This is a genomic window from Caulobacter sp. GW821-FHT12D05 (assembly GCF_058807295.1).
In genome coordinates this window covers 89,072-111,765 of sequence record NZ_JBXAQO010000005.1, presented here as the reverse complement: position 1 = coordinate 111,765, position 22,694 = coordinate 89,072, and the positions used below count along the sequence as shown (strand labels likewise).

Below are 22,694 nucleotides of genomic sequence, written 5' to 3'. Positions count from 1 at the left end.
GGAGCCTCAACAAGTTTTCAGCGCCAGCCGCCGCCCAGGGCTTGGACCAGCGCCACCGCCGTTGTCTGGCGCGACACCGCCGTGGTCACCAGCGTCCGCCGCGCCGACAGGGCCGAGGCCTGGGCCGCGACCACGTCGGTGTAGGCGACCTGGCCGGCCTTGTACTGGTTCAGCAGCATCTGCTCGGTCTGGTCGGCGGCTTGGGAGGCGGTTAGTTGCAGGGCGTACTGCCGCTCCAGGGTGCGGGCGGCGGTCAGCTGGTTCTCGACGTCCTCGAAGGCCTGCAGCGCCGTCTGACGATAGTTGGCGGCGGTCTGGTCATAGGCGGCGCGGCTCTGGGCCACCTGCGCGCGGCGGGCGCCGGCGTCGAACAGGGTCTGGGCCGCCGTCAGGCCCAGCGACCAGGTATTGGCCGAGGTCGCGAACAGGTCGCCCAGCTTGCTGGCGGTCGAGCGACCGTCGGCGCTGAGGTTGAAGGTCGGGAAGAAGGCGGCGCGAGCCACGCCGATGTCGCTGTTGGCGGCGGCGACACGGCGCTCGGCGGCCGCGACGTCGGGACGGCGCTCCAGCAGGGCCGAGGGCACGCCGACCGGGATTTCCGGCACGACCGGCTTCCAGCTGGCGTCGGCCGCCAGGCGGAAGTTGCTGGCCGGCTCACCCACCAGCACGGCGATGGCGTTCTCGAAGGCCGTGCGGTCCTGGACCAGGCCCTCCAAGGTCGACTGGGCGTTGGCCAGCTGGGCCTGGGCTTGCAGCACGTCGGACTTGGGCGCGATGGCGGCGTTGTAGCGGTTGGTGGTGATCTGGAGCGCGCGCTGGTAGCCCTCGACCGTGGCCTGGACCATGGCGATCTCGGCGTCGGCGCGGCGCAGGCCCAGATAGCTGGTGGCCAGCTCGCCCTGCGCCGAAAGGCGGGCGGCGGCGAGGTCGGCCTCGCTGGCTTCCGCCGAGGCCTTGGCGCCGCTGATGCCGGCGCGAATGCGGCCCCAGACGTCGGGCTCCCAGCTGGCGCCGATGCCGACCTGATAACGCTGGGTGTCGCCGGCGCTGGTGGCGCCGCCGGCCGACGTCGTGGTCTTGGTGCCGCCGCCGCCCGACTTGGTGGCCGAGCCCGACAGGTCGATGCTGGGGAACAGGCCGGCGCGCTGCTCGCGAACAAGCGCGCGGGCCTGGCGATAAGCGGCCTCGGCGGCGGCGATGGTCTGGTTGTCCACCTTCACCCGCTCGGCCAGCGCATTGAGCTGCGGATCGCCCAACAGCGTCCACCAGTCGCCACGATCCAGGTGGTCGGCCGGCGTGGCGGTCTTCCAGCCCTCCATGGCTTTGAACTGGGCCGGCGGGGCCGACTTCAGAGCGGGGGTCTCGTAGGCCGGCGTCAGCGAGCAGGCGCCCAGGGCGAGCAGCGAGACGGCGCCGATGAGGTGTGAAAGACGATGCGTCATGCGGGTTCCGGCGCGTGGTGGGTCAGATGCCGCTCGTCCTTGTCGCGCGCCTTGCCGCGCAGACGGTCGAGATAGACATAGACCACGGGGGTGGTGATCAGGGTCAGGAGCTGGCTGGCGATCAGGCCGCCGATGATGGCCACGCCCAGCGGGCGACGCAGCTCGGCGCCTTCGCCAAAGCCGATGGCCAGGGGCAGGGCGCCCAGGGCCGCGGCCAGGGTGGTCATCAGGATCGGGCGGAAGCGCAGCAGGCTGGCCTCGCGGGCGGCCTCTTGAGCCGTGAGCCCTCGGCTGCGCTGGGCGTCCAGCGCGAAGTCGATGATCAGGATGGCGTTCTTTTTGACGATCCCCAGCAGCAGGAAGACCCCGATCAGAGCGATGATCGAGAACTCCATCTTGAAGATCAGCAGGGCGATGACCGCCCCGACGCCGGCGGCGGGCAGGGTGCTGAGCACCGTGATCGGGTGGACGTAGCTCTCGTAGAGAATGCCCAGCACGATGTAGATCGCCACGATCGCGGCCAGGATCAGCAGCGGCTGCTGCTTCATCTGGTCGTTGGCCTGGCGGGCCTGGCCCTGGAAGCTGCCGCGCACGCTGGTCGGCATGCCGATCTCGGCCTCAGCTGCCGCGACGGCGGCCTGGGCGTCGCTCAGCGACTTGCCCTCGGCCAGGTTGAACGAGACCGTCGTGGCCAGCTCGCCATTCTGGTGATTGACCGAGGTCGGGGTGGCGTTTTGCGAGACGCTGGCGATGGCCGGCAGCGGCGTCATGGCCGTGGCGGCAGTGTTCAGGGCCGAGCCGGTCGACTGGTCGCGCAGGGCCGGATTGACGCTGGGGCCGGTCGCCGTCGCCGTCCCCGAGGGGCGGGTCGGCACGTGGACGTCGTTCAGCGCCTCGGGACCCTGGGCGAACTTCTGCTGCCACTCCAGGATCACGGCGTACTGGTTGACGTCCTCGTAGATGGTCGCGACCTGGCGCTGGCCGAAGGCGTTGTACAGCGCGTTGTCGACCGCGCGCGGCGTGATCCCCAGGCGCGAGGCGCTGTCGCGGTCGATGGTCACCAGGGTCTCGACGCCGTTCTCCTGCTGGTCGGAATCGACGTCGGTCAGCACGTCGTCGTGGCTCTTCATCGCCTCGGCCAGCTTGCCGGCCCATTCCTTGAGGGCGGCGCTGGAGTCGCTGGTCAGGGTGTACTGGTAGGTCGAGTTGCTCTGCCGGCCGCCCATGCGCAGGTCCTGCACCGGGTTCAGGAAGACGTTGAGGCCGGTGACCTTCTGCAGCTGCGGCCGCAGGCGGGCGATGACCTCGGAGCCCTTTTCCTTGCGCTCGCCGATCGGTTTCAGGTTCACGAACAGGAAGCCGCCGCCGGCCCGGCCGCCGCCGGTGAAGCCGACCACGGTGTCGACGGCGGGGTCCTTGTGGATGATGTTCACCACCTGGCGCAGCTTCTTCTGCATGGCCTGGGACGAGACCGATTGGTCGGCGCGGATGCCGGCGTTCAGCTGGCCGCTGTCCTGCTGCGGGAAGAAGCCCTTGGGCACGGCGATATAGAGCCAGGCGGTCATGGCGATGACCGCGACCAGGATCAGGATCACCAGCGGCTTGGCGGCCAGGGCCCAATCGAGGCTGTGCTCGTACATCTTGTGCACGCGGTTGAAGGCGGCCTCGAAGAAGCGGGCCAGGCGGCCTTCCTTCTCCTTCTTTTCGGGACGCAGCAGGTAGGCGCACATCATCGGTGTGGTGGTCAGGCTGATGACCAGCGAGATCAGCACCGCCGCCGACAGGGTGACGGCGAACTCGCGGAACAGCCGCCCGACCTGACCGCCCATGAACAGCAGGGGGATGAACACCGCGACCAGCGAGATGCTGATCGACAGCACTGTGAAGCCCACCTCGCGCGCGCCCAGCAGGGCGGCGGCGAAGCGGTCCATGCCCTTCTCGATGTGACGGGCGGTGTTCTCCAGCACGACGATGGCGTCATCGACCACGAAGCCGGTCGCCACCGTGATGGCCATCAGGCTGAGGTTGTTGAGGGAAAAGCCCAGCAGATACATCACCCCGAACGTCCCTAGCAGCGAGACGATGGTCGCCGCCGCTGGGATGAAGGTCGCGCGGGCGCTGCGCAGGAAGACGCTGACCACCACGATGACCAGGACGATCGAGATCAGCAGGGTGACCTCGATCTCGTGCAGAGAGGCGCGGATCGAGTTGGTGCGGTCGCTGGCCACGTCGACGGTGATGTCGCTGGGCAGCTGGGCGCGCAGCTCGGGCAGGGCCGCGCGGACGCTGTCGACCGTCTGGATGATGTTGGCGCCGGGCTGGGCGGTGATCAGGACGATGATGGCCGGCTTGCCGTTGAACAGGCCCAGGGTGCGGGTGTCGGCGACGCTGTCGGTGACCTCGGCCACGTCCGACAGGCGGATGGCTGCGCCGCCGCGCCAGGCGACGACCAGGCCGGCATAGTCGGCGGCCTTGCGGCCCGCGCCGGTGGTGTAGATCTGGTAGCGCTGGCCGTTGCCCTCCAGCGCGCCCTTGGGGCGGTTGGCGTTGGCCGACTGGATCGCCGCGCGGACGTCCTCCATGGCCACGCCGTACTGGTTCAGCAGGAACGGATTGGCCGAGATCCGCACGGCCGGCAGCGAGCCGCCGCCGATCTCGACGTCGCCGACGCCGGTCACCTGAGCGATGCGCTGGGCGACGATGTTGGACACCGCGTCGTAGATCTGGCCCGGCGTCTTGGTGTTGGAGGTCAGGGCCAGGATGATCACCGGCGCGTCCGACGGGTTCATCTTGCGATAGGTCGGGTTGCTGCGCAGCGTGGCCGGCAGGTCGGCGCGGGCGGCGTTGATCGCGGCCTGCACCTCGCGCGCGGCGCCGTCGATCTTGCGGTTCAGGTCGAACTGCAGAGTGACCCGGGAAGAGCCGGTCGAGCTCTGCGACGTCATTTCGTTGACGCCCGAGATCGTGCCCAGCCGGCGTTCCAGCGGCGTGGCGACGCTGGAGGCCATGGTCTCGGGACTGGCCCCCGACAGGTTGGCCGACACCGAGATGGTCGGGAAGTCCACCTGCGGCAGGGGCGAGACCGGCAGCACGAAGAAGGCGAAGATCCCCGCCAGCGCCACGCCGATGGTCAGCAGGATGGTGGCGACCGGCCGCCGGATGAAGGGCCCGGACAGGTTCACGACGGCGCCCCCGGGATCGGGTCCGGATCGATGCGGTCCGGATGCGGTTCGTCGTCATGCGCCTTGTGCTTGGCCGCCGGGGCCAGGCGGTCGAAGGCCAGATAAACGACCGGGGTCGTGAAGATGGTCAGCAGCTGGCTCAGCAGCAGGCCGCCGAAGATGGCGATGCCCAGCGGCCGGCGCAGCTCGGCGCCTTCGCCAAAGCCCAGCATCAGCGGCACGGCCGCGAACAGGGCCGCCAGGGTGGTCATCAGGATTGGGCGGAAGCGCAGCACGGCGGCCTGGAAGATGGCGTCGTGCGGGCTCTTGCCCTCGGTGCGTTCGGCGTCGATGGCGAAGTCGATCATCATGATCGCGTTCTTCTTGACGATGCCGATCAGCAGGATGATGCCGATGATCCCGATGACGCCCAGGTCGTTGCCGGTGATCCACAGGGCCAGCAGCGCGCCGACGCCGGCCGAGGGCAGGGTCGACAGGATGGTCAGCGGGTGGATGTAGCTCTCATAGAGCACGCCCAGCACGATGTAGACGCAGACCACGGCCGCCAGGATCAGCCACAGCTGGTTGGACAGCGAGTTCTGATAGGCCCCGGCCGCGCCCAGGAAGGTGTGGGTGACGGCGGTCGGCATCTCGATCCGGGTCATGGCCTTGCGGATCTCGTCGACCGCGTGGCCCAGCGAGACGCCCGGCGCGGTGTCGAAGCCGATCGTGGTGGCCGGGAACTGGGCGACGTGGGTCACCTGCAGCGGCGAGGCTTGCGTCTTGATCGTCGAGAACGCCGACAGCGGGGCAGGGGCGCCGCCACCGGTCTTGAGGTTCAGATTGCCCAGGGTGGTCGGGTCGGTCAGGACGCCGGGCTTGGCCTCCAGGATCACCCGATACTGGTTGGTCTCGGTGAAGATGGTCGAGACGATCCGTTGGCCGAAGGCGCTGTAGAGGGCGTCGTCGACGTCCGAGGCGGTGATCGACAGGCGCGCGGCGGTGTCGCGATCGATGTCGACATAGGCCGCCTGGCCGGTCGCCGAGGCGTCGCTGTAGACGTTGCGGACGGCCTTCACGTGCGCCAGCTCGGCGGTCAGCTTGCCGGCCCACTCCTTGATGGTGGCGGTGTCGGCGCCTTCCAGCGACAGGCGGAACTGGGTGGGACCCGTCTCGGCGTCGATGGTCAGGTCCTGGGTGGGCTGCAGGTACAGCGTCACACCCGGCACCTCGGCCACGCGCTGGCGCAGCCGCTGCATGATCTTCTCCTGCGAGCCCGAGCGGTCGGGTTTCAGGTTGATCTGCATCTGGCCGGTGTGAAGCATGGCGTTGTTCGCGCCGTCGACCCCGATGAACGAGGCGACGTTCTCGACGGCCGGGTCGTCCATGATCGCCTCGGCCGCCTGCTGCTGCAGGGCCGCCATGCGGTCGTAGCTGACCGACTGGGACATCTCGGTGCGGGCTTGCAGTTGCCCGGTGTCCTGGGTGGGGAACAGGCCCTTGGGGATGACCATGTAGAGCAGGCCGGTCAGCACCAGGGTCAGGACGGCGACGACCAGGGTGGCTTTCTGGCGCAGCAGCACCCAGGCCAGGGCCTTCTCGTAGCGGGCCTCGACACGCTCGAAGAGATCCTGGGCCTTCTTGCTAAGGCCCTTAGCGTTCTCGCCTTCGTGGGGCTTGAGCCAGCGGGCCGACAGCATCGGGGTGAGGGTCAGGGAGACCACGGCCGAGATCAGGATGGTGATGGCCAGGCTGATGGCGAACTCGCGGAACAGGCGGCCCACGACGTCGCCCATGAAGAGGAGCGGGATCAGCACGGCGATCAGCGAGATGGTCAGCGAGATGATCGTGAAGCCGATCTCGCGCGCGCCCTTCAACGCCGCCGCCATGGGCTTCTCGCCCTTCTCGAGGTGGCGGGTGATGTTCTCGATCATCACGATGGCGTCGTCGACGACGAAGCCGGTAGCGATGGTCAGGGCCATCAGGCTGAGATTGTTCAGCGAGAAGCCCATCAGGTACATCACCCCGCACGAGCCGATCAGCGAGATCGGCACGGCCAGGCTGGCGATCACCGTCGCGCGCAGGCTGTGCAGGAAGAAGAAGATCACCAGCACCACCAGCGCCACGGCCAGCAGCAGCTCCATCTCGACATGGTGCACCGAGGCGCGGATGCCGGTGGTGCGGTCGGCCAGGACACGGACGTCCAGGGTGGCGGGCAGGCCGGCTTGCAGCTCTGGCAGCTTGGCCTTGATGGCGTCGACGGTCTTGATGACGTTGGCGCCGGGCTGGCGCTGGACGTTGACGATGATGGCGGGGGTCTTGTCGGCCCAGGCGCCCAGGCGGGTGTTCTCGGCGCTCTCGACGACCTGGGCGATGTCCGACAGGCGGATCGGCGCGCCGTCCTTATAGCTGACGATCAGGTTCTTGTAGTCTTCGACGGACAGCAGCTGGTCGTTGGCGTTGATCGTGTAGCTGCGGGTGGGGCCGTCGAAGCTGCCCTTGGCGCTGTTGGCGTTGCTGGCGCTGATCGCGGTCTGCACGTCCGACAGGGTTAGGCCGTAGCTGGCCATGGCTTGCGTATCGGCCTGGATGCGCATGGCGGGACGCTGGCCGCCGGAGAGGCTCACGAGACCGACGCCCGAGACCTGGCTGATTTTCTGGGCCAGGCGGGTGTTGACCAGGTTCTGCACCTCGGTCAGCGGCAGGGTGTCGGAGGTGATGGCCAGGGTCAGCACCGGCGCGTCAGCCGGATTGACCTTGGCGTAGACCGGCGGCGCGGGCAGGTCGGCGGGAAGCAGCGAGCCGCTGGCGTTGATGGCCGCCTGCACCTCCTGCTCGGCGACGTCGAGGGTCTCACCCAGATTGAACTGCAGGGTGACGATCGAGGCGCCGGCCGTGCTGACCGAGCTCATCCGGGCCAGGCCCGACATCTCGCCCAGCTGGCGTTCCAGCGGGGCGGTGACGGTCTGGCTCATCACCTCGGGGCTGGCCCCGGGATAGAGGGTCTGGACCTGGATGGTGGGATAGTCGACCTGGGGCAGGGCCGACAGCGGCAGCAGCCGGAAGCCGACCAGGCCCGCCAGGACGATGGCCGCCATGAACAGGGCCGTGGCGACCGGCCGCTGGATGAAGGGACGCGAGGGGTTCATCGTCGGGACTATTCCGGACGCTGACGACGACCTTCGCCGCCTTGGCCGCCTTCACGCTTGCGGCGCTCGCCACGCTGGCCTTCACCCTTACCCTGGCCTTGCGGACGGGCGCCCGGCAGCTGGACCTTGCCGCCGTCGCGCAGGCGGTCGCCGCCTTCGGTGATGACCTTGTCGCCGGCCTTGAGGCCTTCGGTGATCTGCACCTGGACGCCGGTGGCCTGGCCGGTCTTCACCGGGGTCTTCTTGACGGTGCGGTCGGCGTTCAGCAGCCACACGAATGAGCCGTCGCTGCTCTGGCGCACGGCCGTGGCCGGTACGACGATCGCGCCGCGGATGGTGTCCAGCTCCATGCGGACATTGACGAACTGGCTGGGGAACAGCGTCCCGCCGCTGTTGGCGAAGCGGGCCTTGGCCTTCACGGTGCCGGTGCCGGTGTCGACCAGGTTGTCGAGCGTGGAGAAGGTCCCACGGTCCAGGGTCTGGGTGCGGGTGCGGTCCAGGGCGGTGACCGGCACATTGGCGCGGCCCTGGCGGGCGGCGATGCGCGGCACGTCGTCCTGCGGGACGGTGAACTCGACATCGATCGGCGAGACGGTGGTGATCACGGCCACGCCGGTCGCGTCGCCCGCGCCGATATAGTTGCCGACGTCCACGACGCGCAGGCCCACGCGGCCGCTGACGGGGGCGACGATGCGGGCAAAGCCCAGGTTCAGGCGCGCGGTGCCGACGGCGGCGCGGTCGGCCATCACGGTGCCTTCTAGCTGCTTGACCGTGGCGGCCTGGTTGTCGACCTCCTGGCGGGCGATCGAGTCCTGGGCCAGCAAGGTCTGGTAGCGGGTCAGGGTCAGGCGCGCGGCGGCCAGCTGGGCCTCGTCGCGGGTCTGGTTGCCCTGCGCCTGCAGCAGCGACATCTGGTAGGGGCGGGGATCGATCTGAACCAGGGCCTGGCCGCGCGAGACCGTCTGGCCTTCGCGGAACATCACCTGGGTGATCGTGCCGCCCACCTGCGGACGCACGGTCACGGTCGCGGCCGGCTTCACCGTGCCCAGGGCCTCGATGATGATCGGCAGGTCGGTGGCGCTGGCCGTGGCCACCGCCACGGTGCTGGCCGGACCACGCCGACCGCCGCCACTACCAAAGCCGCCACCCCCTTGGCCGCCGCCTTCGCCCTTGTCGCTGTGCAGCAGGGTCCAGGCCAGCCAGACGACGCCGACCAGGGCGAGAATGGCGATCAGCCCGCCGAGGATCAGCGTCCGACGGCGCGGAGGCGTACGCGGGGCGTGGAGGTCAGTCATCGTCAGCCTTCGAGCCGGCCGCGACCAGCGCGGCATGAGCAGGCGGCGCAACGGGCCGCCTCGGGGAGACCGTCAAGAAAGCTGACGGTCTAGAATCCCTAGAGGCCTAACGTGTGCGCCGGTTTTCAGAGCTGAAATGATCTCGCCGCGATATGGCTCCGCTTGGATGTCGGAAAGCCGTCTTTTCTCGCGGAATACGGAGCGTTCGCGCGGATGCGCCGGGGCTCTCGGCCGCTTGCGCGGCCCCCGGTAAACTACTGAATTTTCGAGAGAATGGTGGGTGTAGTAGGATTCGAACCTACGACCCGCTGATTAAGAGTCAGCTGCTCTACCAACTGAGCTATACACCCATTCGACGGTCCGAAGCACTTGCGAGCCCCGGCGGCGAGGCGCGGAACATACGCAATGATTTTGGGAGCGCAAGCGCTTTTTTCATGGCCAGACGAGATATTAGCGGAGCTGTGGATTTCGCTTACCTGGAAGGGTTCGCGGCGGGGGATTCCGGGGTGGTCGAAGAGGTGCTGGCGCTGTTTCGCGAACAGGCCGCGCTGTGGACCCCGATGCTGGATTCCACCCATCCCGGCTGGAGGGACGCGGTCCACACGGTGAAGGGCGCGGCGCGCGGCGTCGGGGCTGTCCAGCTGGGCGAGGTCTGCGAACGCTGCGAGGCGGGCGAGGAGAGCCTGGACGCGGTCAAGACGGCCCTGGACGTCGCGCTGCTCGATATCGCCGCCTACGTCCACGAGCAGGCGCTGCGCTCCCTGAAGGGCTGAGCATAAAGAAAGGGGCCGAAGCGAACTTCGGCCCCCGCAGGAGGAGTGAGATTGTAGTGCGCGGGTCCTAGAACTTCGCGCGGATGGTCACCTGGTAGGTGCGGCCGTCGTAGTCGATGAAGCGCGGCAGGTTCGGGTCGTTCTCGTACTCGGCGCGCTGGGCGTCGGTCAGGTTGAACGCGTCGACCGAGACCGTCAGGTCTTCGGTGACGTTGAACGAGGCCGAGGCGTCCAGCTGGCTGCGGGCCTTGACGGTGCGAGCGTCGCCGACGAACGAGTTGCCGGCGGCCAGGTCGTACTTGTCACGCCAGTTGTAGACCAGGCGCAGGCCGCCCCACTTGGCTTCGTAGTAACCGATGACGTTGATGTTGTTCTTGGAGACGCTGGGCAGGGTGATCTTGTTGCCCGCCGTGTCCTTGCCGTCGATCTTCGTATACGAGTAGTTGAACGCGCCGCCGAAGTTCTTCCAGAAGCCCGGCAGGAAATCCAGGTTCTGTTGGATGTTGAACTCGAGGCCGGTGACGGTCATCGGCGACTGGTTGGTCTTGCCGGTGACATTGACGCGGGCCTCGACCAGCGGAGCCGTCGCGCCGGCCGCGCCGACGAACTTGTTCGAGCTGACGCAGCGCGGGGTGCCGGCCGAGTTGTCGATGCGCAGGGTGCCCAGGTCGACGTCGATGCCGGGGATCTTGCCGTTGGCCGGGCACAGGATCGACTGGTCGGTGATCGGGCCGATATAGCCCTTCACTTCCTTGCGGTAGGCCGCCAGCGAGATCAGGCCGCCCGGACGGTTATACCACTCCAGCGACATGTCGTAGGAGTCCGAGGTGTACGGCTTGATGTCCGTGGCGCCCAGGGTGACGGTGTAGACCGGGTCGACCGGCGGGTTCACGTCGACCGGCACCTGCACGAAGGTGGTGGGCACGTTGTCGCGCGGTTGCGGACGCACATAGGTGCGGTAGGCGGCGGCGCGGAACACCAGATCGTCGCGCAGGTCGGCCATGATGATCGCCGACGGCAGCCAGTAGTCGAAGGTGTTCTTGGTGGTGGTGGTCGACAGCGAGTGGTTGATCGCGCCGGTCTGGTTCGACAGCGCCGTGGTGCAGTTCTTACAGTTCAGCGCGACGATCTTCTGCTCGGTCTTTTCATAGCGCGTGCCGACCGTGCCGCGGACCGGGATGTTGAACAGGTCGCCCTTGAACTTGGCGGCGACATAGGCCGAGAAGACGTCGTTCTGGTTGCTGAAGTTGTTGTTCCAGTAGTTGCCGTCCGTGTAGTTGTTCACCACGCCGTACGGGGTCAGGAACACGCCGGGCGAGCCCAGCAGGAACTGGTCGGGCAGTCCGTTCGGGTTCAGCGTCGTGCGCAGGTTGGTGTTGACCGGCGTGATCGCCTTCAGGATCCGGTTGACGTCGACGTTCATCCAGTTGGACGTGGCGCCGCCGGCCTTACCGCCGAAGAAGTCGTTGGCGTACGACAGCTGGTAGGCCATGTCCGGCGTGATGTTCTGGGTCTGGGCGCCCAGGGCGGTGTTGCGCGAGCCGATCGAGGTGAACTTGTTGTGCTCGGCGCGACCGCCGAACTGGAACGCGTTCACAAAGCCGTCCAGCGAGCGCTCGAAGTCGACCTGGAACGAGTCCAGCACGTTGTCGGCCTGGCCGTTGGTGCCGGTGACGCCGAAGCGGTCGGCGGCCGTCGTGGCGCTCTGGCCCGGCATCTGGGCGCCGGCCTGGGTCGGGGCGGTGTTGGTCGCCGGGATCAGGAAGCCGCCGGTCGGCAGGTGGGTGGCGTGCGGCGTGATCAGGGTCGCCGTGTAGTCGCCGAGGTTGGCGCCGCCCGTGAACACCGTGGCCACGATGCCGTTCAGGCCGGCCGTGCCCAGGTTGCGATAGGGGTTCTGGACGACGTCGAACTCGATCTGGTTGGCGTAGGCCTTGGCGCGCGAGACGGTCAGGTTGGCGTTGGCCTTCCACTCGTCGTTCTTGAACTCGACGGTGGGGTTGATGGCCCAGGTCTGGTTCTCGGCCGGCTCGGAGCGGACCGAGTCGAACGTGTTGATGTTCTCGGCCTTGAAGCTGTTGATGTAGGCGCGCGGACCGTTCGGCGTCTGGACGATGTAGGGCGCGCCCAGGTTGCTGATCTTGGCGACGGCCGAGGTGGCGGTCAGGCCGGTGAAGGTGTTGTTGCCCGGACCCGCGTCGATATAGAGCAGGTTGTTGGTGGCCTCATCCAGCTTGCGCTTGGTGATGAAGCCGTTGGCGCCGAACTTCCACTCTTCGTTGATGCGCCATTCGAAGCCGGTCGCGGCCGAGAGGGTCGAACCGCGGTTGAACTTCACCAGCTGGCGGGTCTGGCTGGGATAGTAGACCGGGGCCAGGCCGGGCGCGAACTGCGCCTTGTAGCTGTCGGGCAGGGCGGCCTGCATGGCGTCATAGGCCGGGTTGGCGCCCGGGACGTAAGCGCCCTGGGCGTTCACGACGGCCGCCTGGTTGCCCAGCTGGATGCCGCCGATGCGGTTGCCCCACGAGTTCACGGTGATCGAGTCGCGGCGGAACTTCTCGTCCTTCCAGGCCACGACGCCGAACACGGCGAAGTCGTCGGTCAGGTGCTTGTTGTAGCCCAGCGAGGCCAGCGGGCTGCCCAGGTTGCCCAGGTCATTGTACTCGTAGGACAGCTTGGCGAAGCCGCCGTCCTTGCGGGCCAGGGCCGGGTTGATGCGCAGGTCGACATTGCCCGACAGGCCGCCGGCCAGGTTCGAGGCGGACGGCGACTTGATGACGTTGATCGCCGTGAAAATGTCGGAGTTGAAGGCGCCCAGCGGGGTCGAGCCGTTCAGGATCGGGTCGGCGAACGCGCCGCCGTTCAGCGTGGTGCGGGCAAAGCTGCCCGGCAGGCCGCGCAGGCTGATCGTGGCGTTACGGCTGCCGGCTTCGCGGTTGATCTGGACGCCCGGGATGCGCTGGATGGCTTCACCGACGTTCAGGTCAGGGAAGCGGCCCAGGCCGTCCGACGAGATGCCGTCCGAGATTTCCAGGGTCTCGCGCTTGGTCGCGATGGCGTTGGCGTAGGCCTGGCGGAAACCGGTTACCACAACAGCGTCGACGGTTTCCGTTTCCGGCTGTTGCGCATTCGAAGCCGGCGCGGCTTGGCGCGCCTGGGCGGCCGAGCCGACGGCCAGGGCCGCGCACGAGGCCAGCAGGGCCGCGCGAAGAGCAAAAGAATTGCGTGCATGGATCATGAGAGTGCCTCCCCCGGCGCACTGAGATGGCGCCCTTGAGAGGACTTATCCGACCAGTTCGTGACGTTGTCAAGAATTGGTAATGCCACTTGCGAGAATGGGGCGACCACTTGGTCAGGCCAAACCCAAGGGTGCGGATAGGCCGCGCGCGCATTGGAAGCGCGCCCAGTGGTCAAGTGAGTTGATGCGCCTAATTTCGAGGGAAAGTTTGGTCGTCCGTACGCATTTCGGGTGCAGGACGGAGCGGCGCCATTTGTCGGACCAATGGTATGACCAGATTGGTCCGCTGGCATGACCGCCCTAAGGGAAGCGCATTTAAAGGAAGCGTAATTGGCGGCGCGGGCGCGGGATCGCTAAGAACGGTGTTCTAGACACGAGGAGCTCTCCCCCATGCCGACCAGTCCCTGGAGCCACACCCGCAGCGCCAGCGTCGCCGACGATATCGACTTCGAGATCAAGGGCGAGGACCTGCAGTTCGTCGAGATCGAGCTGGATCCCGGCGAGAGCGCCGTGGCCGAGGCCGGCGCGTTCGTGTGGAAGGACGCCAGCGTCCAGATGACCACCGTCTTTGGCGACGGCTCGGCCGATCAGGGCGGCGGCTTCATGGGCAAGCTCTTGGGCGCGGGCAAGCGCCTGGTGACCGGCGAGAGCCTGTTCACCACCGTCTTCACCCACACCGGTCAGGGCAAGGCGCGCGTGGCCTTCGCCTCGCCGACGCCGGGCACCATTCTGCCGCTGAACCTGGGCCAGCTGGGCGGGACGCTGATCTGCCAGAAGGACAGCTTCCTGGCTGCCGCGCGCGGCGTGTCGATCGGCATCCACTTCCAGAAGCGGATGATGACCGGCCTGTTCGGCGGCGAGGGCTTCATCATGCAGCGCCTGGAAGGCGACGGCTGGGTGTTCGTGCAGATGGGCGGCACGCTGGTCGAGCGTGAACTGGGTCCGGGCGAGGAGCTGCACGTCGATACGGGCTGCCTGGCCGCCTATACGCCGGGCGTCGACTTCGACCTGGTCATGGCCGGCGGCGTCAAGAGCGTGCTGTTTGGCGGCGAGGGTCTGTTCTTCGCCCGCCTGCGCGGTCCGGGGAAGGTCTGGATCCAGTCGCTGCCGTTCGCGCGCCTGGCCGGCCGCATGATGCAGGCCGCGCAAGGCCAGGGCGGTAACCAGGGCGAAGGCTCGATCCTGGGTGGCCTGGGCCGGATGATCGACGGGAACTAAGAGCGGGCGCGCCCCCGCGAGGGGGCGCTTTCCTCAGCCCTTGGTCTTGTCCCAGCTGTCGTATTCGTAGGCGATGCAGCGGTCGATCAGCGTGCGCCAGACGGGCTCGGCGATGGCTTCCGACAGGCCGGACTCGCGGGCGGCGGCTTTCACCTTCTCGACCACGTCCTCGATCCGCGCGCGGTCGAACACCTTGGAGCGGTCGGCCTTGATGCGGGCCGCGGCGTCCATGAAGCCCTGACGCTCGGTCAGGAGCTGAACCAGGGCCCGGTCCAGGGCGTCCACGCCCTGGCGCACATCGGCCATGGTCTGGCAGTCGGCGGGAGCGAGGTGCTCGTCGACTGTGAGAGTCGTGATTTTCATGGGCTCCTTTAAGCCGGTTCCGACGCCGGAAACCAGTACCGTAAGGGCTTAAATCCCCGATCCATTGTCCATGGTCAGCAGCGCAGCCTCATGCGCCTCGGCCTCGCTGCGCAGCCAGGTCACGAAGGCCTTCACCTGCGGCAGGCGGCCCTTGGCCTTGGGGTGGACGACGTAATAGGCGAAGTCGACCGCCGTGGAGGCTTCGAACGGGATCACCAGGCGCCCGGAATCGAGGTCGGCCTGGGCCAGGGTGCGCTTGGCCAGGGCGATGCCGCGGCCGTTGGCGGCGGCTTCGATGACCAGGCTGGACTGGTTGAAGCGCGGACCGCGCGCCCCGTCGACGCCCTTGATGCCGCGCGCCGCCAGCCACATCGCCCAGTCGGGGCAGCTGTCGTCGGCGTCGGGCGAGCCGTCATGCAGCAGGATGTGGTGGGCCAGGTCCTCGGGGCGCTCCAGGGCGTTGGCTTCCAGCAACTCGGGGCTGGCGACCGGCACGACGGTTTCGTGCATCAGCCGGATGACTTCCAGGCCCGGATAACGACCCGAGCCGTAGCGGATGGCCATGTCGACCTCGCCGGTGGCGAAGTCCACGACCTCCATGCCGGCCGACAGCCAGACGTCGACCTGCGGATGAGCCTGCTCGAACTTGCCCAGGCGCGGCACCAGCCACTTGGCGGCGAACGAGGGGGCGGCGGTCAGGGTCAGGCGGCGGCCGTCGACGGCGGCGGTCAGCAGGGAGGCGGCCTCGGCCAGGCGGTCGAACGCCTCGCGCAGGGCGGGCAGGGCGGTCTGGGCCGCGTCGGTCAGCAGCAGGCCCTTGGGCGTGCGCTTGAACAGGGCCGCGCCGACATAGTCTTCCAGATTCTGGATCTGCTGGCTGACGGCGCCGGGCGTGACCGACAGCTCGTCGGCGGCGCGGCTGAAGTTCAGATGGCGAGCGGCGGCCTCGAAGGCGCGCAGCGCGTTCAGCGGCGGCAGGCGGCGGCGCTCGTTGGGTCTTTCCATGAGTTTTACTGAACGCCCCGGCAGAAGTCCTTGTTTGCGAATTGAGCCCTTCGCGACGACTTTGCAAGCGTTCGCTGACGGATTGGCCCTTTTCGTCAGTGGGCGCTTGCGGGGTCGTCTGTTAAGGGCGACCCCGCGTTGCGTTCTACCGTTTTATTCCAAGCGCCTTGATAGAGGTTCTTAAAGCCCATGGCCCGCCAGCCGGCCCGTCGCAGCAAGCCCGGTCTCGTCGTCGTTGGCGGGACGCGGGCCAATCGTGCGCTCGGCGCGGTGTGGCTCGTGGGCGCTGGTCCCGGCGATCCGGACCTCCTGACCTTCCGCGCCTTCAACGCCCTGCGCGCCGCCGACGTGGTGGTGCATGACGGCCTGGTCTCCGACGAGATCCTGGACCTGGCGCCCAGCCGCGCCCGTCGCATCAACGTGGCCAAGCGCAAGTCGCGCCACACCCTGCCGCAGGACGACATCAACCAGCTGATCGTGGCCCTGGCCCTGGACGGCCTGAATGTGGTGCGCCTGAAGGGCGGCGACCCGTTCCTGTTCGGTCGTGGCGGCGAGGAGCTGCTGGCTTGCCGCGAAGCCGGCGTCGAGTGCCACGTGGTGCCCGGCGTCACCGCCGCCCTGGCCGCCAGCGCCGGCGCCGGCGCGCCCCTGACCCATCGCGGCGCGGCGCAAGCTGTGACCTTCGTCACCGGTCACGCCGCGCATGGCGAGCCGGACCTGGACTGGGCCTCGCTGGCCCGTCCGAACCAGACCGTCGTCGTCTATATGGGCGTCTCGACCGCCGCTGTGATCGCCGAACGTCTGACGACTGCTGGGCGTGCGGGTTCGACCCCGGCTCTGATCGTCGAAAACGCCAGCCGCGCCGACGAGCGCCGCATCCTCACCACCCTGTCGGGCTTGGCCGACGCGGCGCAGGGCGTTAAGGGCCCGGCGCTGCTGATGGTCGGCGAGTCGATGGCCATGGCCGACACCGTGCCGGTGATCGATCCTATCTCTCAAACCGCCCTGTTCGAGCGGAGCTCGCGTTCATGAAAGCTATCACCGCCAACCGCCTGCTCGACGGTGACGTCGTGTTCTGGAAGGCCGGCCAGTGGGTCGAGCGTTTTGGGGACGCGCAGCTGTTCGACGAGAGCGGCGAAGCCGAGCTCGAAGCCGCCGTCGCCACCGGAAAGGGCCAGCCGACCGTGGTCGTCGACGTCTATCCGATCGACCTGACCCCCTCGGAAGGTCACTGGGCGCCGGTCAGCTACCGCGAGCGCATCCGGGCGCTGGGCCCCACCAACGAACTCACGCATGGCAAGCAGGCTGAAGGCGGCGACGTCATCGAGGCCCTGCGTCACGCCTCGGGCGCGGCGCGCTCGACCGGCCGCGTCGACCTGATCCGCAGGAAGTAGAGCGATGTACCAGTACGACATCATCGACAAAGAGTTCCTGCAGGACCGCTCGAACGAGTTCCGCGGCCAGGTCGCCCGCCGCCTGGCCGGCGAGCTGACCGAGGACCAGTTCAAGCCGCTGCGCCTGATGAACGGCCTTTATCTGCAGCTGCACGCCTACATGCTGCGGGTCGCGGTGCCGTACGGTTCGCTGAACCCGGCCCAGGTGCGCCGTCTGGCCGAGATCGCCCGTGACTACGACAAGGGCTACGGCCACTTCACCACGCGCCAGAACATCCAGTTCAACTGGATCAAGCTGAAGGATGCGCCCGACATCCTGGACAAGCTGGCCGAGGTGGACCTGCACGCCATCCAGACCAGCGGCAACTGCATCCGCAACACCACCTCGGACCCCTATGCCGGCGCGACGTCGGAAGAGGTCGACGATCCGCGCGTGTGGTCGGAAGTGATCCGCCAGTGGTCGACGCTGCACCCGGAATTCTCGTTCCTGCCGCGCAAGTTCAAGATCGCCATCACGGCCTCGGCCAAGGACCGCACGGCGGCCAAGGTGCACGACATCGGCCTCTTGATGCGCCAGGGCCGCGACGGCGCGCTGGGCTTCGAGGTGATCGTCGGCGGCGGGCAGGGGCGCACGCCCTATGTCGGCCCGACCATCAAGGAGTTCCTGCCGACCGACCGGCTGCTGAGCTACCTGGAAGCGATCCTGCGCGTCTACAACCGCCACGGCCGTCGCGACAATATCTACAAGGCCCGCATCAAGATCCTGGTCGCCGCCCTGGGCGCCGAGGAGTTCGCCCGCCAGGTCCAGGAAGAGTGGGAGAAGATCGACGCCGACCGCGCCGACCTGCCCGCCGCCGAGCTGGATCGCATCCGCGCCTCGTTCGCCCAGACCCCGTTCGAAACCCTGCCGGCCACGTCGGAAGCTTTCGAATTGGCCAAGGCCAAGGACAGCGCCTTCGCTCGCTTCGTCCGCAACAACGTCCGCGCCCACAAGCAGCCGGGCTATGCGATCGTCGAGATCTCGCTGAAGGCCCAGGAGCAGACGCCGGGCGACGCCACGACCGAGCAGCTGAACGTCGTCGCCGACCTGGCCGAGCGCTATGGCTTCAACGACGTGCGGGTGACCCACGCCCAGAACCTCGTCCTGCCGCACATCAAGCTGGACGACCTGCCGACCGTGTTCGCGGCGCTGCAGGCCAAGGGGCTGGCGACGGCGAACATCGACCTGATCAGCGACATCATCGCCTGCCCGGGCCTGGACTACTGCGCTCTGGCCAATGCCCGCGCGATCCCGATCGCCCAGGACATCGCCCGCCAGTTCGCCGATCCCGATCGCGCCGAGAACGTCGGCGAGCTGAAGATCAAGATCAGCGGCTGCATCAACGCCTGCGGTCACCACCACGTGGCCCACATCGGCGTCCTGGGCGTCGATAAGAAGGGCGAGGAATTCTACCAGCTGTCGCTGGGCGGTTCGGGCGCGGAAGACGCCTCGATCGGCAAGATCCTGGGCCCGGCGCTGCCGGCGGACAAGGTGGCCACGGCCGTTGACCAGCTGGTCGGCGCCTATCTCACCGTCCGCACCGACGGCGAGCGCTTCCTCGACACCTATCGCCGCGTCGGCCTCGAGCCCTTCAAGGAGGCTGTCTATGCCCAAGCTGATTGAGCTGGCTAACGGCGAGGCCCGCTGGGCCGAGAACGCCTTCGTCAACGTCACCGACGAGGACGCCATCCCCGAGAGCGGCGACGTGATCCTGTCGCTGGCCCGCTTCGAGGCCGAGGGCGACGCCCTGCTGGCGTCGAACAGCCGCCGCGTCGGCGTGCGCATCGAGTCCGACCAGGAGGTCGAGGTCCTGGCCTATGACCTGCCGCGCATCGCGGTGGTGGCCCTGGCCTTCCCGAAATACCGCGACGGCCGCGCCTATACCTCGGCCCGCCTGCTGCGCGAGCGCTTCAAGTACGAAGGCCAGATCCGCGCCGTCGGCGACGTGCTGCAGGAGCAGGCCGGCTTCATGGTCCGCTGCGGCTTCGACGCCTTCGAGCCGAACGATGGCGCGACGCCCGAAGCCTGGACCAAGGCGGCCAGCCGCTTCCGCCACGTCTATCAACGCGCCGCGGATGACCGACAGGTGGCGTTCGAGGAGAGGGCAGGCTGATGGCGTACGACCAGATCGGCGGGACCGCGGCAGGCCTCGCGGCCCGGCTGGGCGCCGAGCTGCGTGACGCCCATCCCCTGACCGTCCTGCGGGCGGCCTATGACCACTTCGGCGACCGGCTGACCCTGGTCTCGTCCTTCGGGGCGGAGTCAGCCGTGCTGCTGCACCTGGTTTCGCAGGTGTCGCCGACCATTCCGGTGCTGTTCCTCGACACCGGCATGCTGTTTGGCCAGACCCTGGACTACCGCAAGAACCTGGCCGCCCGGTTTGGCCTGACTGACGTGCGCGACCTGCGCCCGGCCTTTGCGGACCTGGCGACCCAGGACCCGAATTCGGACCTGTGGCGCACCAGCGTCGACGGCTGCTGCCACATCCGCAAGGTGTTGCCGCTGGACCGCGCGCTGGGCGGCTTCGACGCCTGGATCACCGGCCGCAAGCGCTTCCACGGCGGCGACCGCCTGAGCCTGCCCGTGGTTGAGGAGGCCGAGGGCAAGCTGAAGTTCAACCCGCTGGCCAACTGGTCCAAGGCCGAGCTGGATGCCTATGTCGCCGAGCACAACCTGCCGTCCCACCCGCTGGTGGAGCAGGGCTATGCCTCGATCGGCTGCTGGCCCTGCACCAAGCCGTCGGAAGACGGTCGCTCGGGCCGCTGGCAAGGCCAGGAGAAGACCGAGTGCGGCATCCACGTCGCCCGCGCCCCCGGCGTGGCCTCGAACGTCGGCGGCGACATCTAGACCGCCACCAGGCGCGGTAGCGCGAGGCGTATGGCCTCTTCGCGCGCCAGGAACCGCAGCTCGACCCGCGCCCCGCCGTTGCGGCGATTGGTGATCGTCACCTCGCCGTCGTGGGCGTCGGCCAGGGCCTTGACCACCGACAGCCCCAGGCCCGAACCGCCGGTGGCTCGCGTGCGGGACAGGTCCGCGCGCCAGAAGCCCTCGAACGCGCGATGGTCCGCCGGGAAGCCGGGACCACGATCGTCGATCCGCAGCACGCACTCGGCGTTCTCCGTGAAGGTGCTGACCGTCAGGCGGCCACCCTCGGCGGCGTAGCGGCGGGCATTCTCCAGCACGGCGCGCAGCATCTGCCGGATGCGCGCGGGATCGGCACGGACCAGAGCGGGCGCCAGCGTCGTCTCGACCCGCATCTCCGCCGCTGCGAACTGCGGGGTCAGGGCATGCAGCACCGACCGCGTCTCCTCGGCCAGGTCGCAGTCGGCGACCTCCAGGCCCAGGGCGCCGGTCGAGGCCAGGCTGACGGTGCGCAGGTCGTCGATGATCCGGGAGAGGTCGCTGACCTGGGTCAGCAGGATCCGCATGTGGGCGTCATCGCGCGGGAAGACGCCGTCCAGCGCGCCCTGGATGTAGCCGTTCAGCACGGTCAGCGGCGTGCGCAGCTCGTGGGCGACAGCGGCGGTCTGAAAGCGCATGCGCCGCTCCGAGCCCTCCAGCGCCTCGGCCTGGGCGTTGAAGCCGTCGACCAGGCCTTGCAGCTCGCGGGTCAGTTTGGGCGGCGAGGCGATGCGGTGGCTGAAGTCGCCGGCGCCGATCTTCTTGGCGCCCTCGGCCACGGCCAGGACCGGCGCGGCGAAGCGGTTGGCGATGCGCCGGGCGATCCAGACATAGACGGCGATGACCGCCAGCGAGAGCAGGGCGACGCCGGCATAGCTGAGGATCATGGCGCGGGGTTGCTCGACCGCCATGGTCTGGATCAGCAGCAGCATGTCCGCGTTCGACGGGACCTGGTTCTTGTCCAGCACCTCGATGGCGTGCAGCAGGCGCGGCGTCTGGCGGCTCTTGATCTCAAGCTCGATCAACTTGTCGAGGCCGGCCGAGGCGGTGGCGATGAACACGACGGCGCAGGCCAGCATCCAGGCAATGGCCGTGCCCAGGCGGCCGGCCAGGGTGGGGGCGGCCTTCACGCGCCGGCCGCCAGGCGATAGCCGACACCGCGCACGACGACGACAAAACCGACCGCGCCGGCCGCCTCCAGCTTGCGGCGCAGGTTGCTGACGTGGCTGTCGACCGTGCGCTCCAGGGCGTCGCTGTCGGGCAGGCAGGCGTCGAGGATTTCGCTGCGGGTCAGCACGCGCATCGGGGCGTTGAGGAACTGCACCAGGATGCGAAATTCGCTGAGCGTCAGGTTCAGCGCCGTCGCGCCGGCGCCAGGATCGACCACGCGGGCGATGTGCGCGGAGAGGTCCGCCTCGATCGGCCCGTGGCGCAGCAGCTCGGCCCGGCCGCCTCCGCTGGTCCGGCGCAGCACCGCCTTCACGCGGGCCACGACCTCGGCAGGGTTGAACGGCTTGACCACATAGTCGTCGGCGCCCATCCGCAGGCCGGTCAGGCGGTCGATGTCCTCGGCCATGGCGGTGGCGAAGATCACCGGCGTATCGCCGCGCCGCCGCACCTCGGCCAGCACGGCGTAGCCGTCCTTCTTGGGCACGTTGACGTCCAGCAGCAGCAGGTCGGGGTTCAGGCTGCGATGCTGCTGCAGGGCGGTCTCGCCGTCGGCGGCGCAGATCACCCGCAGGCGTTCGCGCTCCAGATAGGTCTGCAGGATGCGGGCGATGTCGGGGTCGTCCTCGACCACGCAGATCAGCGCGTTTTCCATTCTTCCGTCCTGCGGTGTGAGCGGGCGATCCTGGCGCGCGACTGTCGAGGTTCCGTGGAGGCCTCGCGGACATCCCGCCAGCCTAGCCAAGGCCCGCGGACCACCATTCTGGCAAATGAATTACTCTTAAGGTCGCGCCCACACGGCCTCCACACTTCGTGCGCGGACCCTCCATGGCCCGCCGCCACCAAGGCTGCACCTCAAGCCGGCCTCCCGACCGGCGACATTAACGAAGGTGGAGTCTCTCCCATGCTGAAAACCACGATCATCGCCGCGGCCCTGCTGGGCGTCGCCGCGCCTGCCCTGGCCCAGGAGCAACCGGTGAACACCCTGACCGGCTTCTACGGCGGCGCCGAGGTCGGCTACGGCAAGCCCAAGACCCGGCTGGACTTCACGCCCAAGACCGGGACGCCCGCCTCGGGCAAGGCCAACAAGACCGGCTTCGAATACGGCGGCTTCCTGGGCTATGGCGCGGTGGTCGGCGAGGGCCTGTATCTGGGCGGCGAGGCCAGCCTGGGCGCGGGCGGCGGCAAGGCCTCGCGCAGCCTGGCGGGTAACAAGGTCACCATCGATCCGGGTCTGCGCTACGGCGTCGCCGCACGCGCCGGCTTCGTCGTGGCCGACGACGCCCTGCTGTACGCCAAGGTCGGGCTCGAGCGCCGCAAGGTCGAGGCCTCGATCCTGGGCTCCAAGAAGAAGCTCACCGAGAAGGGCCTGGTCTACGGCATCGGCTACGAGCAGCAGCTGACCGCCAACCTGGCCATGCGCGGCGAGCTGCTGCGGGTGAAGTACGACGACAAGACCGCCAACTTCTCGACCGGCGACAAGGTCAAGCTGGACGGCAGCGAGACGCGCCTGAGCCTCGGAGCCGTGATCCGGTTCTAGAGGGCGCG

Annotated in this window: 17 protein-coding genes and 1 tRNA gene; 8 read left to right on the top strand and 10 right to left on the bottom strand. The window is 68.3% G+C overall.

Going from position 1 to position 22,694, the window contains the following annotated elements:
• Window positions 1-17: 17 nt before the first annotated feature.
• The 5 genes from AC1RRR_RS23860 to AC1RRR_RS23840 form a co-directional block, all read right to left on the bottom strand.
• Complete coding sequence (locus AC1RRR_RS23860) at window positions 18-1,442, bottom strand: efflux transporter outer membrane subunit (protein WP_492816800.1); 1,425 nt, start codon at window positions 1,440-1,442, stop codon at window positions 18-20.
• On the bottom strand, window positions 1,439-4,624 hold the full coding sequence (locus AC1RRR_RS23855; protein WP_492816798.1) for an efflux RND transporter permease subunit: 3,186 nt from the start codon (window positions 4,622-4,624) through the stop codon (window positions 1,439-1,441). The genes AC1RRR_RS23860 and AC1RRR_RS23855 overlap by 4 nt, the downstream gene beginning before the upstream one ends.
• Window positions 4,621-7,752: a multidrug efflux RND transporter permease subunit gene (locus tag AC1RRR_RS23850; RefSeq protein WP_492816796.1), complete on the bottom strand. Its 3,132-nt coding sequence runs from the start codon at window positions 7,750-7,752 to the stop codon at window positions 4,621-4,623. Before AC1RRR_RS23850 ends, AC1RRR_RS23855 begins: the two co-directional genes overlap by 4 nt.
• Window positions 7,753-7,760: 8 nt before the next feature.
• Window positions 7,761-9,047 carry an efflux RND transporter periplasmic adaptor subunit gene (locus AC1RRR_RS23845; RefSeq protein WP_492816794.1) on the bottom strand — a complete coding sequence of 429 codons (1,287 nt, stop codon included), beginning with the start codon at window positions 9,045-9,047 and terminating at the stop codon, window positions 7,761-7,763.
• Between the two features lie 274 nt (window positions 9,048-9,321).
• Window positions 9,322-9,397 (bottom strand) — tRNA-Lys (locus AC1RRR_RS23840).
• An 84-nt stretch (window positions 9,398-9,481) separates the two neighbouring features.
• Here AC1RRR_RS23840 and AC1RRR_RS23835 point away from each other — a divergent pair.
• Complete coding sequence (locus AC1RRR_RS23835) at window positions 9,482-9,820, top strand: Hpt domain-containing protein (RefSeq protein ID WP_492816792.1); 339 nt, start codon at window positions 9,482-9,484, stop codon at window positions 9,818-9,820.
• A 67-nt stretch (window positions 9,821-9,887) separates the two neighbouring features.
• Here the strand turns inward: AC1RRR_RS23835 and AC1RRR_RS23830 are convergent, their stop codons facing one another.
• Window positions 9,888-13,058: a TonB-dependent receptor gene (locus tag AC1RRR_RS23830; RefSeq protein WP_492816790.1), complete on the bottom strand. Its 3,171-nt coding sequence runs from the start codon at window positions 13,056-13,058 to the stop codon at window positions 9,888-9,890.
• A 390-nt stretch (window positions 13,059-13,448) separates the two neighbouring features.
• Here AC1RRR_RS23830 and AC1RRR_RS23825 point away from each other — a divergent pair, with 390 nt between their 5' ends.
• Window positions 13,449-14,276: a TIGR00266 family protein gene (locus tag AC1RRR_RS23825; RefSeq protein WP_492816788.1), complete on the top strand. Its 828-nt coding sequence runs from the start codon at window positions 13,449-13,451 to the stop codon at window positions 14,274-14,276.
• A 33-nt stretch (window positions 14,277-14,309) separates the two neighbouring features.
• Here AC1RRR_RS23825 and AC1RRR_RS23820 read toward each other — a convergent pair whose 3' ends face one another.
• The gene (locus tag AC1RRR_RS23820) at window positions 14,310-14,639 is read right to left on the bottom strand and encodes a chorismate mutase (protein WP_492816786.1); all 330 of its coding nucleotides are present in this window, start codon (window positions 14,637-14,639) and stop codon (window positions 14,310-14,312) included.
• Window positions 14,640-14,687: 48 nt separating this feature from the next.
• Window positions 14,688-15,644, bottom strand: a complete 957-nt coding sequence (gcvA, locus tag AC1RRR_RS23815; RefSeq protein WP_454714894.1) for a transcriptional regulator GcvA — start codon at window positions 15,642-15,644, stop codon at window positions 14,688-14,690.
• Between the two features lie 189 nt (window positions 15,645-15,833).
• On the opposite strand from gcvA, the gene cobA reads away from it, so the two are divergent.
• From cobA to AC1RRR_RS23790, 5 genes are read left to right on the top strand one after another with little or no spacing between them, the layout of a single operon-like run.
• Window positions 15,834-16,676 carry a uroporphyrinogen-III C-methyltransferase gene (gene cobA / locus AC1RRR_RS23810; RefSeq protein ID WP_492816784.1) on the top strand — a complete coding sequence of 281 codons (843 nt, stop codon included), beginning with the start codon at window positions 15,834-15,836 and terminating at the stop codon, window positions 16,674-16,676.
• Window positions 16,673-17,038: a DUF2849 domain-containing protein gene (locus tag AC1RRR_RS23805; RefSeq protein ID WP_492816782.1), complete on the top strand. Its 366-nt coding sequence runs from the start codon at window positions 16,673-16,675 to the stop codon at window positions 17,036-17,038. Before cobA ends, AC1RRR_RS23805 begins: the two co-directional genes overlap by 4 nt.
• A 4-nt stretch (window positions 17,039-17,042) precedes the next feature.
• Entirely contained in the window at window positions 17,043-18,701 is a 1,659-nt protein-coding gene (locus AC1RRR_RS23800) for a nitrite/sulfite reductase (protein ID WP_492816780.1), read from the top strand.
• On the top strand, window positions 18,685-19,191 hold the full coding sequence (locus AC1RRR_RS23795) for a DUF934 domain-containing protein (protein WP_492816778.1): 507 nt from the start codon (window positions 18,685-18,687) through the stop codon (window positions 19,189-19,191). The genes AC1RRR_RS23800 and AC1RRR_RS23795 overlap by 17 nt, the downstream gene beginning before the upstream one ends.
• Window positions 19,191-19,925 carry a phosphoadenylyl-sulfate reductase gene (locus tag AC1RRR_RS23790; protein WP_492816776.1) on the top strand — a complete coding sequence of 245 codons (735 nt, stop codon included), beginning with the start codon at window positions 19,191-19,193 and terminating at the stop codon, window positions 19,923-19,925. Before AC1RRR_RS23795 ends, AC1RRR_RS23790 begins: the two co-directional genes overlap by 1 nt.
• On the opposite strand, the gene AC1RRR_RS23785 is transcribed toward AC1RRR_RS23790, so the two are convergent.
• Together AC1RRR_RS23785 and AC1RRR_RS23780 are read right to left on the bottom strand one after the other, a co-directional pair.
• Complete coding sequence (locus AC1RRR_RS23785; RefSeq protein ID WP_492816774.1) at window positions 19,922-21,109, bottom strand: ATP-binding protein; 1,188 nt, start codon at window positions 21,107-21,109, stop codon at window positions 19,922-19,924. The two genes, AC1RRR_RS23790 and AC1RRR_RS23785, sit on opposite strands and share 4 nt — an antisense overlap.
• Window positions 21,106-21,801 (bottom strand): response regulator, encoded by a 696-nt coding sequence (locus AC1RRR_RS23780; RefSeq protein ID WP_492816772.1) that lies wholly within the window; start codon window positions 21,799-21,801, stop codon window positions 21,106-21,108. The genes AC1RRR_RS23785 and AC1RRR_RS23780 overlap by 4 nt, the downstream gene beginning before the upstream one ends.
• A gap of 249 nt (window positions 21,802-22,050) precedes the next feature.
• On the opposite strand from AC1RRR_RS23780, the gene AC1RRR_RS23775 reads away from it, so the two are divergent.
• Window positions 22,051-22,686 carry a porin family protein gene (locus AC1RRR_RS23775; protein ID WP_492816770.1) on the top strand — a complete coding sequence of 212 codons (636 nt, stop codon included), beginning with the start codon at window positions 22,051-22,053 and terminating at the stop codon, window positions 22,684-22,686.
• Window positions 22,687-22,694: the final 8 nt, after the last annotated feature.

Bases quoted from the DNA above. Each gene is read 5' to 3' on its own strand.
- AC1RRR_RS23850 (WP_492816796.1), bottom strand. From the start codon at position 7,752: ATGAACCCCTCGCGTCCCTTCATCCAGCGGCCGGTCGCCACGGCCCTG.
- AC1RRR_RS23845 (WP_492816794.1), bottom strand. From the start codon at position 9,047: ATGACTGACCTCCACGCCCCGCGTACGCCTCCGCGCCGTCGGACGCTG.
- AC1RRR_RS23795 (WP_492816778.1), top strand. From the start codon at position 18,685: ATGCCCAAGCTGATTGAGCTGGCTAACGGCGAGGCCCGCTGGGCCGAG.
- AC1RRR_RS23780 (WP_492816772.1), bottom strand. From the start codon at position 21,801: ATGGAAAACGCGCTGATCTGCGTGGTCGAGGACGACCCCGACATCGCC.
- gcvA (WP_454714894.1), bottom strand. From the start codon at position 15,644: ATGGAAAGACCCAACGAGCGCCGCCGCCTGCCGCCGCTGAACGCGCTG.
- AC1RRR_RS23805 (WP_492816782.1), top strand. From the start codon at position 16,673: ATGAAAGCTATCACCGCCAACCGCCTGCTCGACGGTGACGTCGTGTTC.
- AC1RRR_RS23775 (WP_492816770.1), top strand. From the start codon at position 22,051: ATGCTGAAAACCACGATCATCGCCGCGGCCCTGCTGGGCGTCGCCGCG.
- AC1RRR_RS23835 (WP_492816792.1), top strand. From the start codon at position 9,482: ATGGCCAGACGAGATATTAGCGGAGCTGTGGATTTCGCTTACCTGGAA.
- AC1RRR_RS23825 (WP_492816788.1), top strand. From the start codon at position 13,449: ATGCCGACCAGTCCCTGGAGCCACACCCGCAGCGCCAGCGTCGCCGAC.
- AC1RRR_RS23860 (WP_492816800.1), bottom strand. From the start codon at position 1,442: ATGACGCATCGTCTTTCACACCTCATCGGCGCCGTCTCGCTGCTCGCC.
- AC1RRR_RS23830 (WP_492816790.1), bottom strand. From the start codon at position 13,058: ATGATCCATGCACGCAATTCTTTTGCTCTTCGCGCGGCCCTGCTGGCC.
- AC1RRR_RS23800 (WP_492816780.1), top strand. From the start codon at position 17,043: ATGTACCAGTACGACATCATCGACAAAGAGTTCCTGCAGGACCGCTCG.
- AC1RRR_RS23790 (WP_492816776.1), top strand. From the start codon at position 19,191: ATGGCGTACGACCAGATCGGCGGGACCGCGGCAGGCCTCGCGGCCCGG.
- AC1RRR_RS23820 (WP_492816786.1), bottom strand. From the start codon at position 14,639: ATGAAAATCACGACTCTCACAGTCGACGAGCACCTCGCTCCCGCCGAC.
- cobA (WP_492816784.1), top strand. From the start codon at position 15,834: ATGGCCCGCCAGCCGGCCCGTCGCAGCAAGCCCGGTCTCGTCGTCGTT.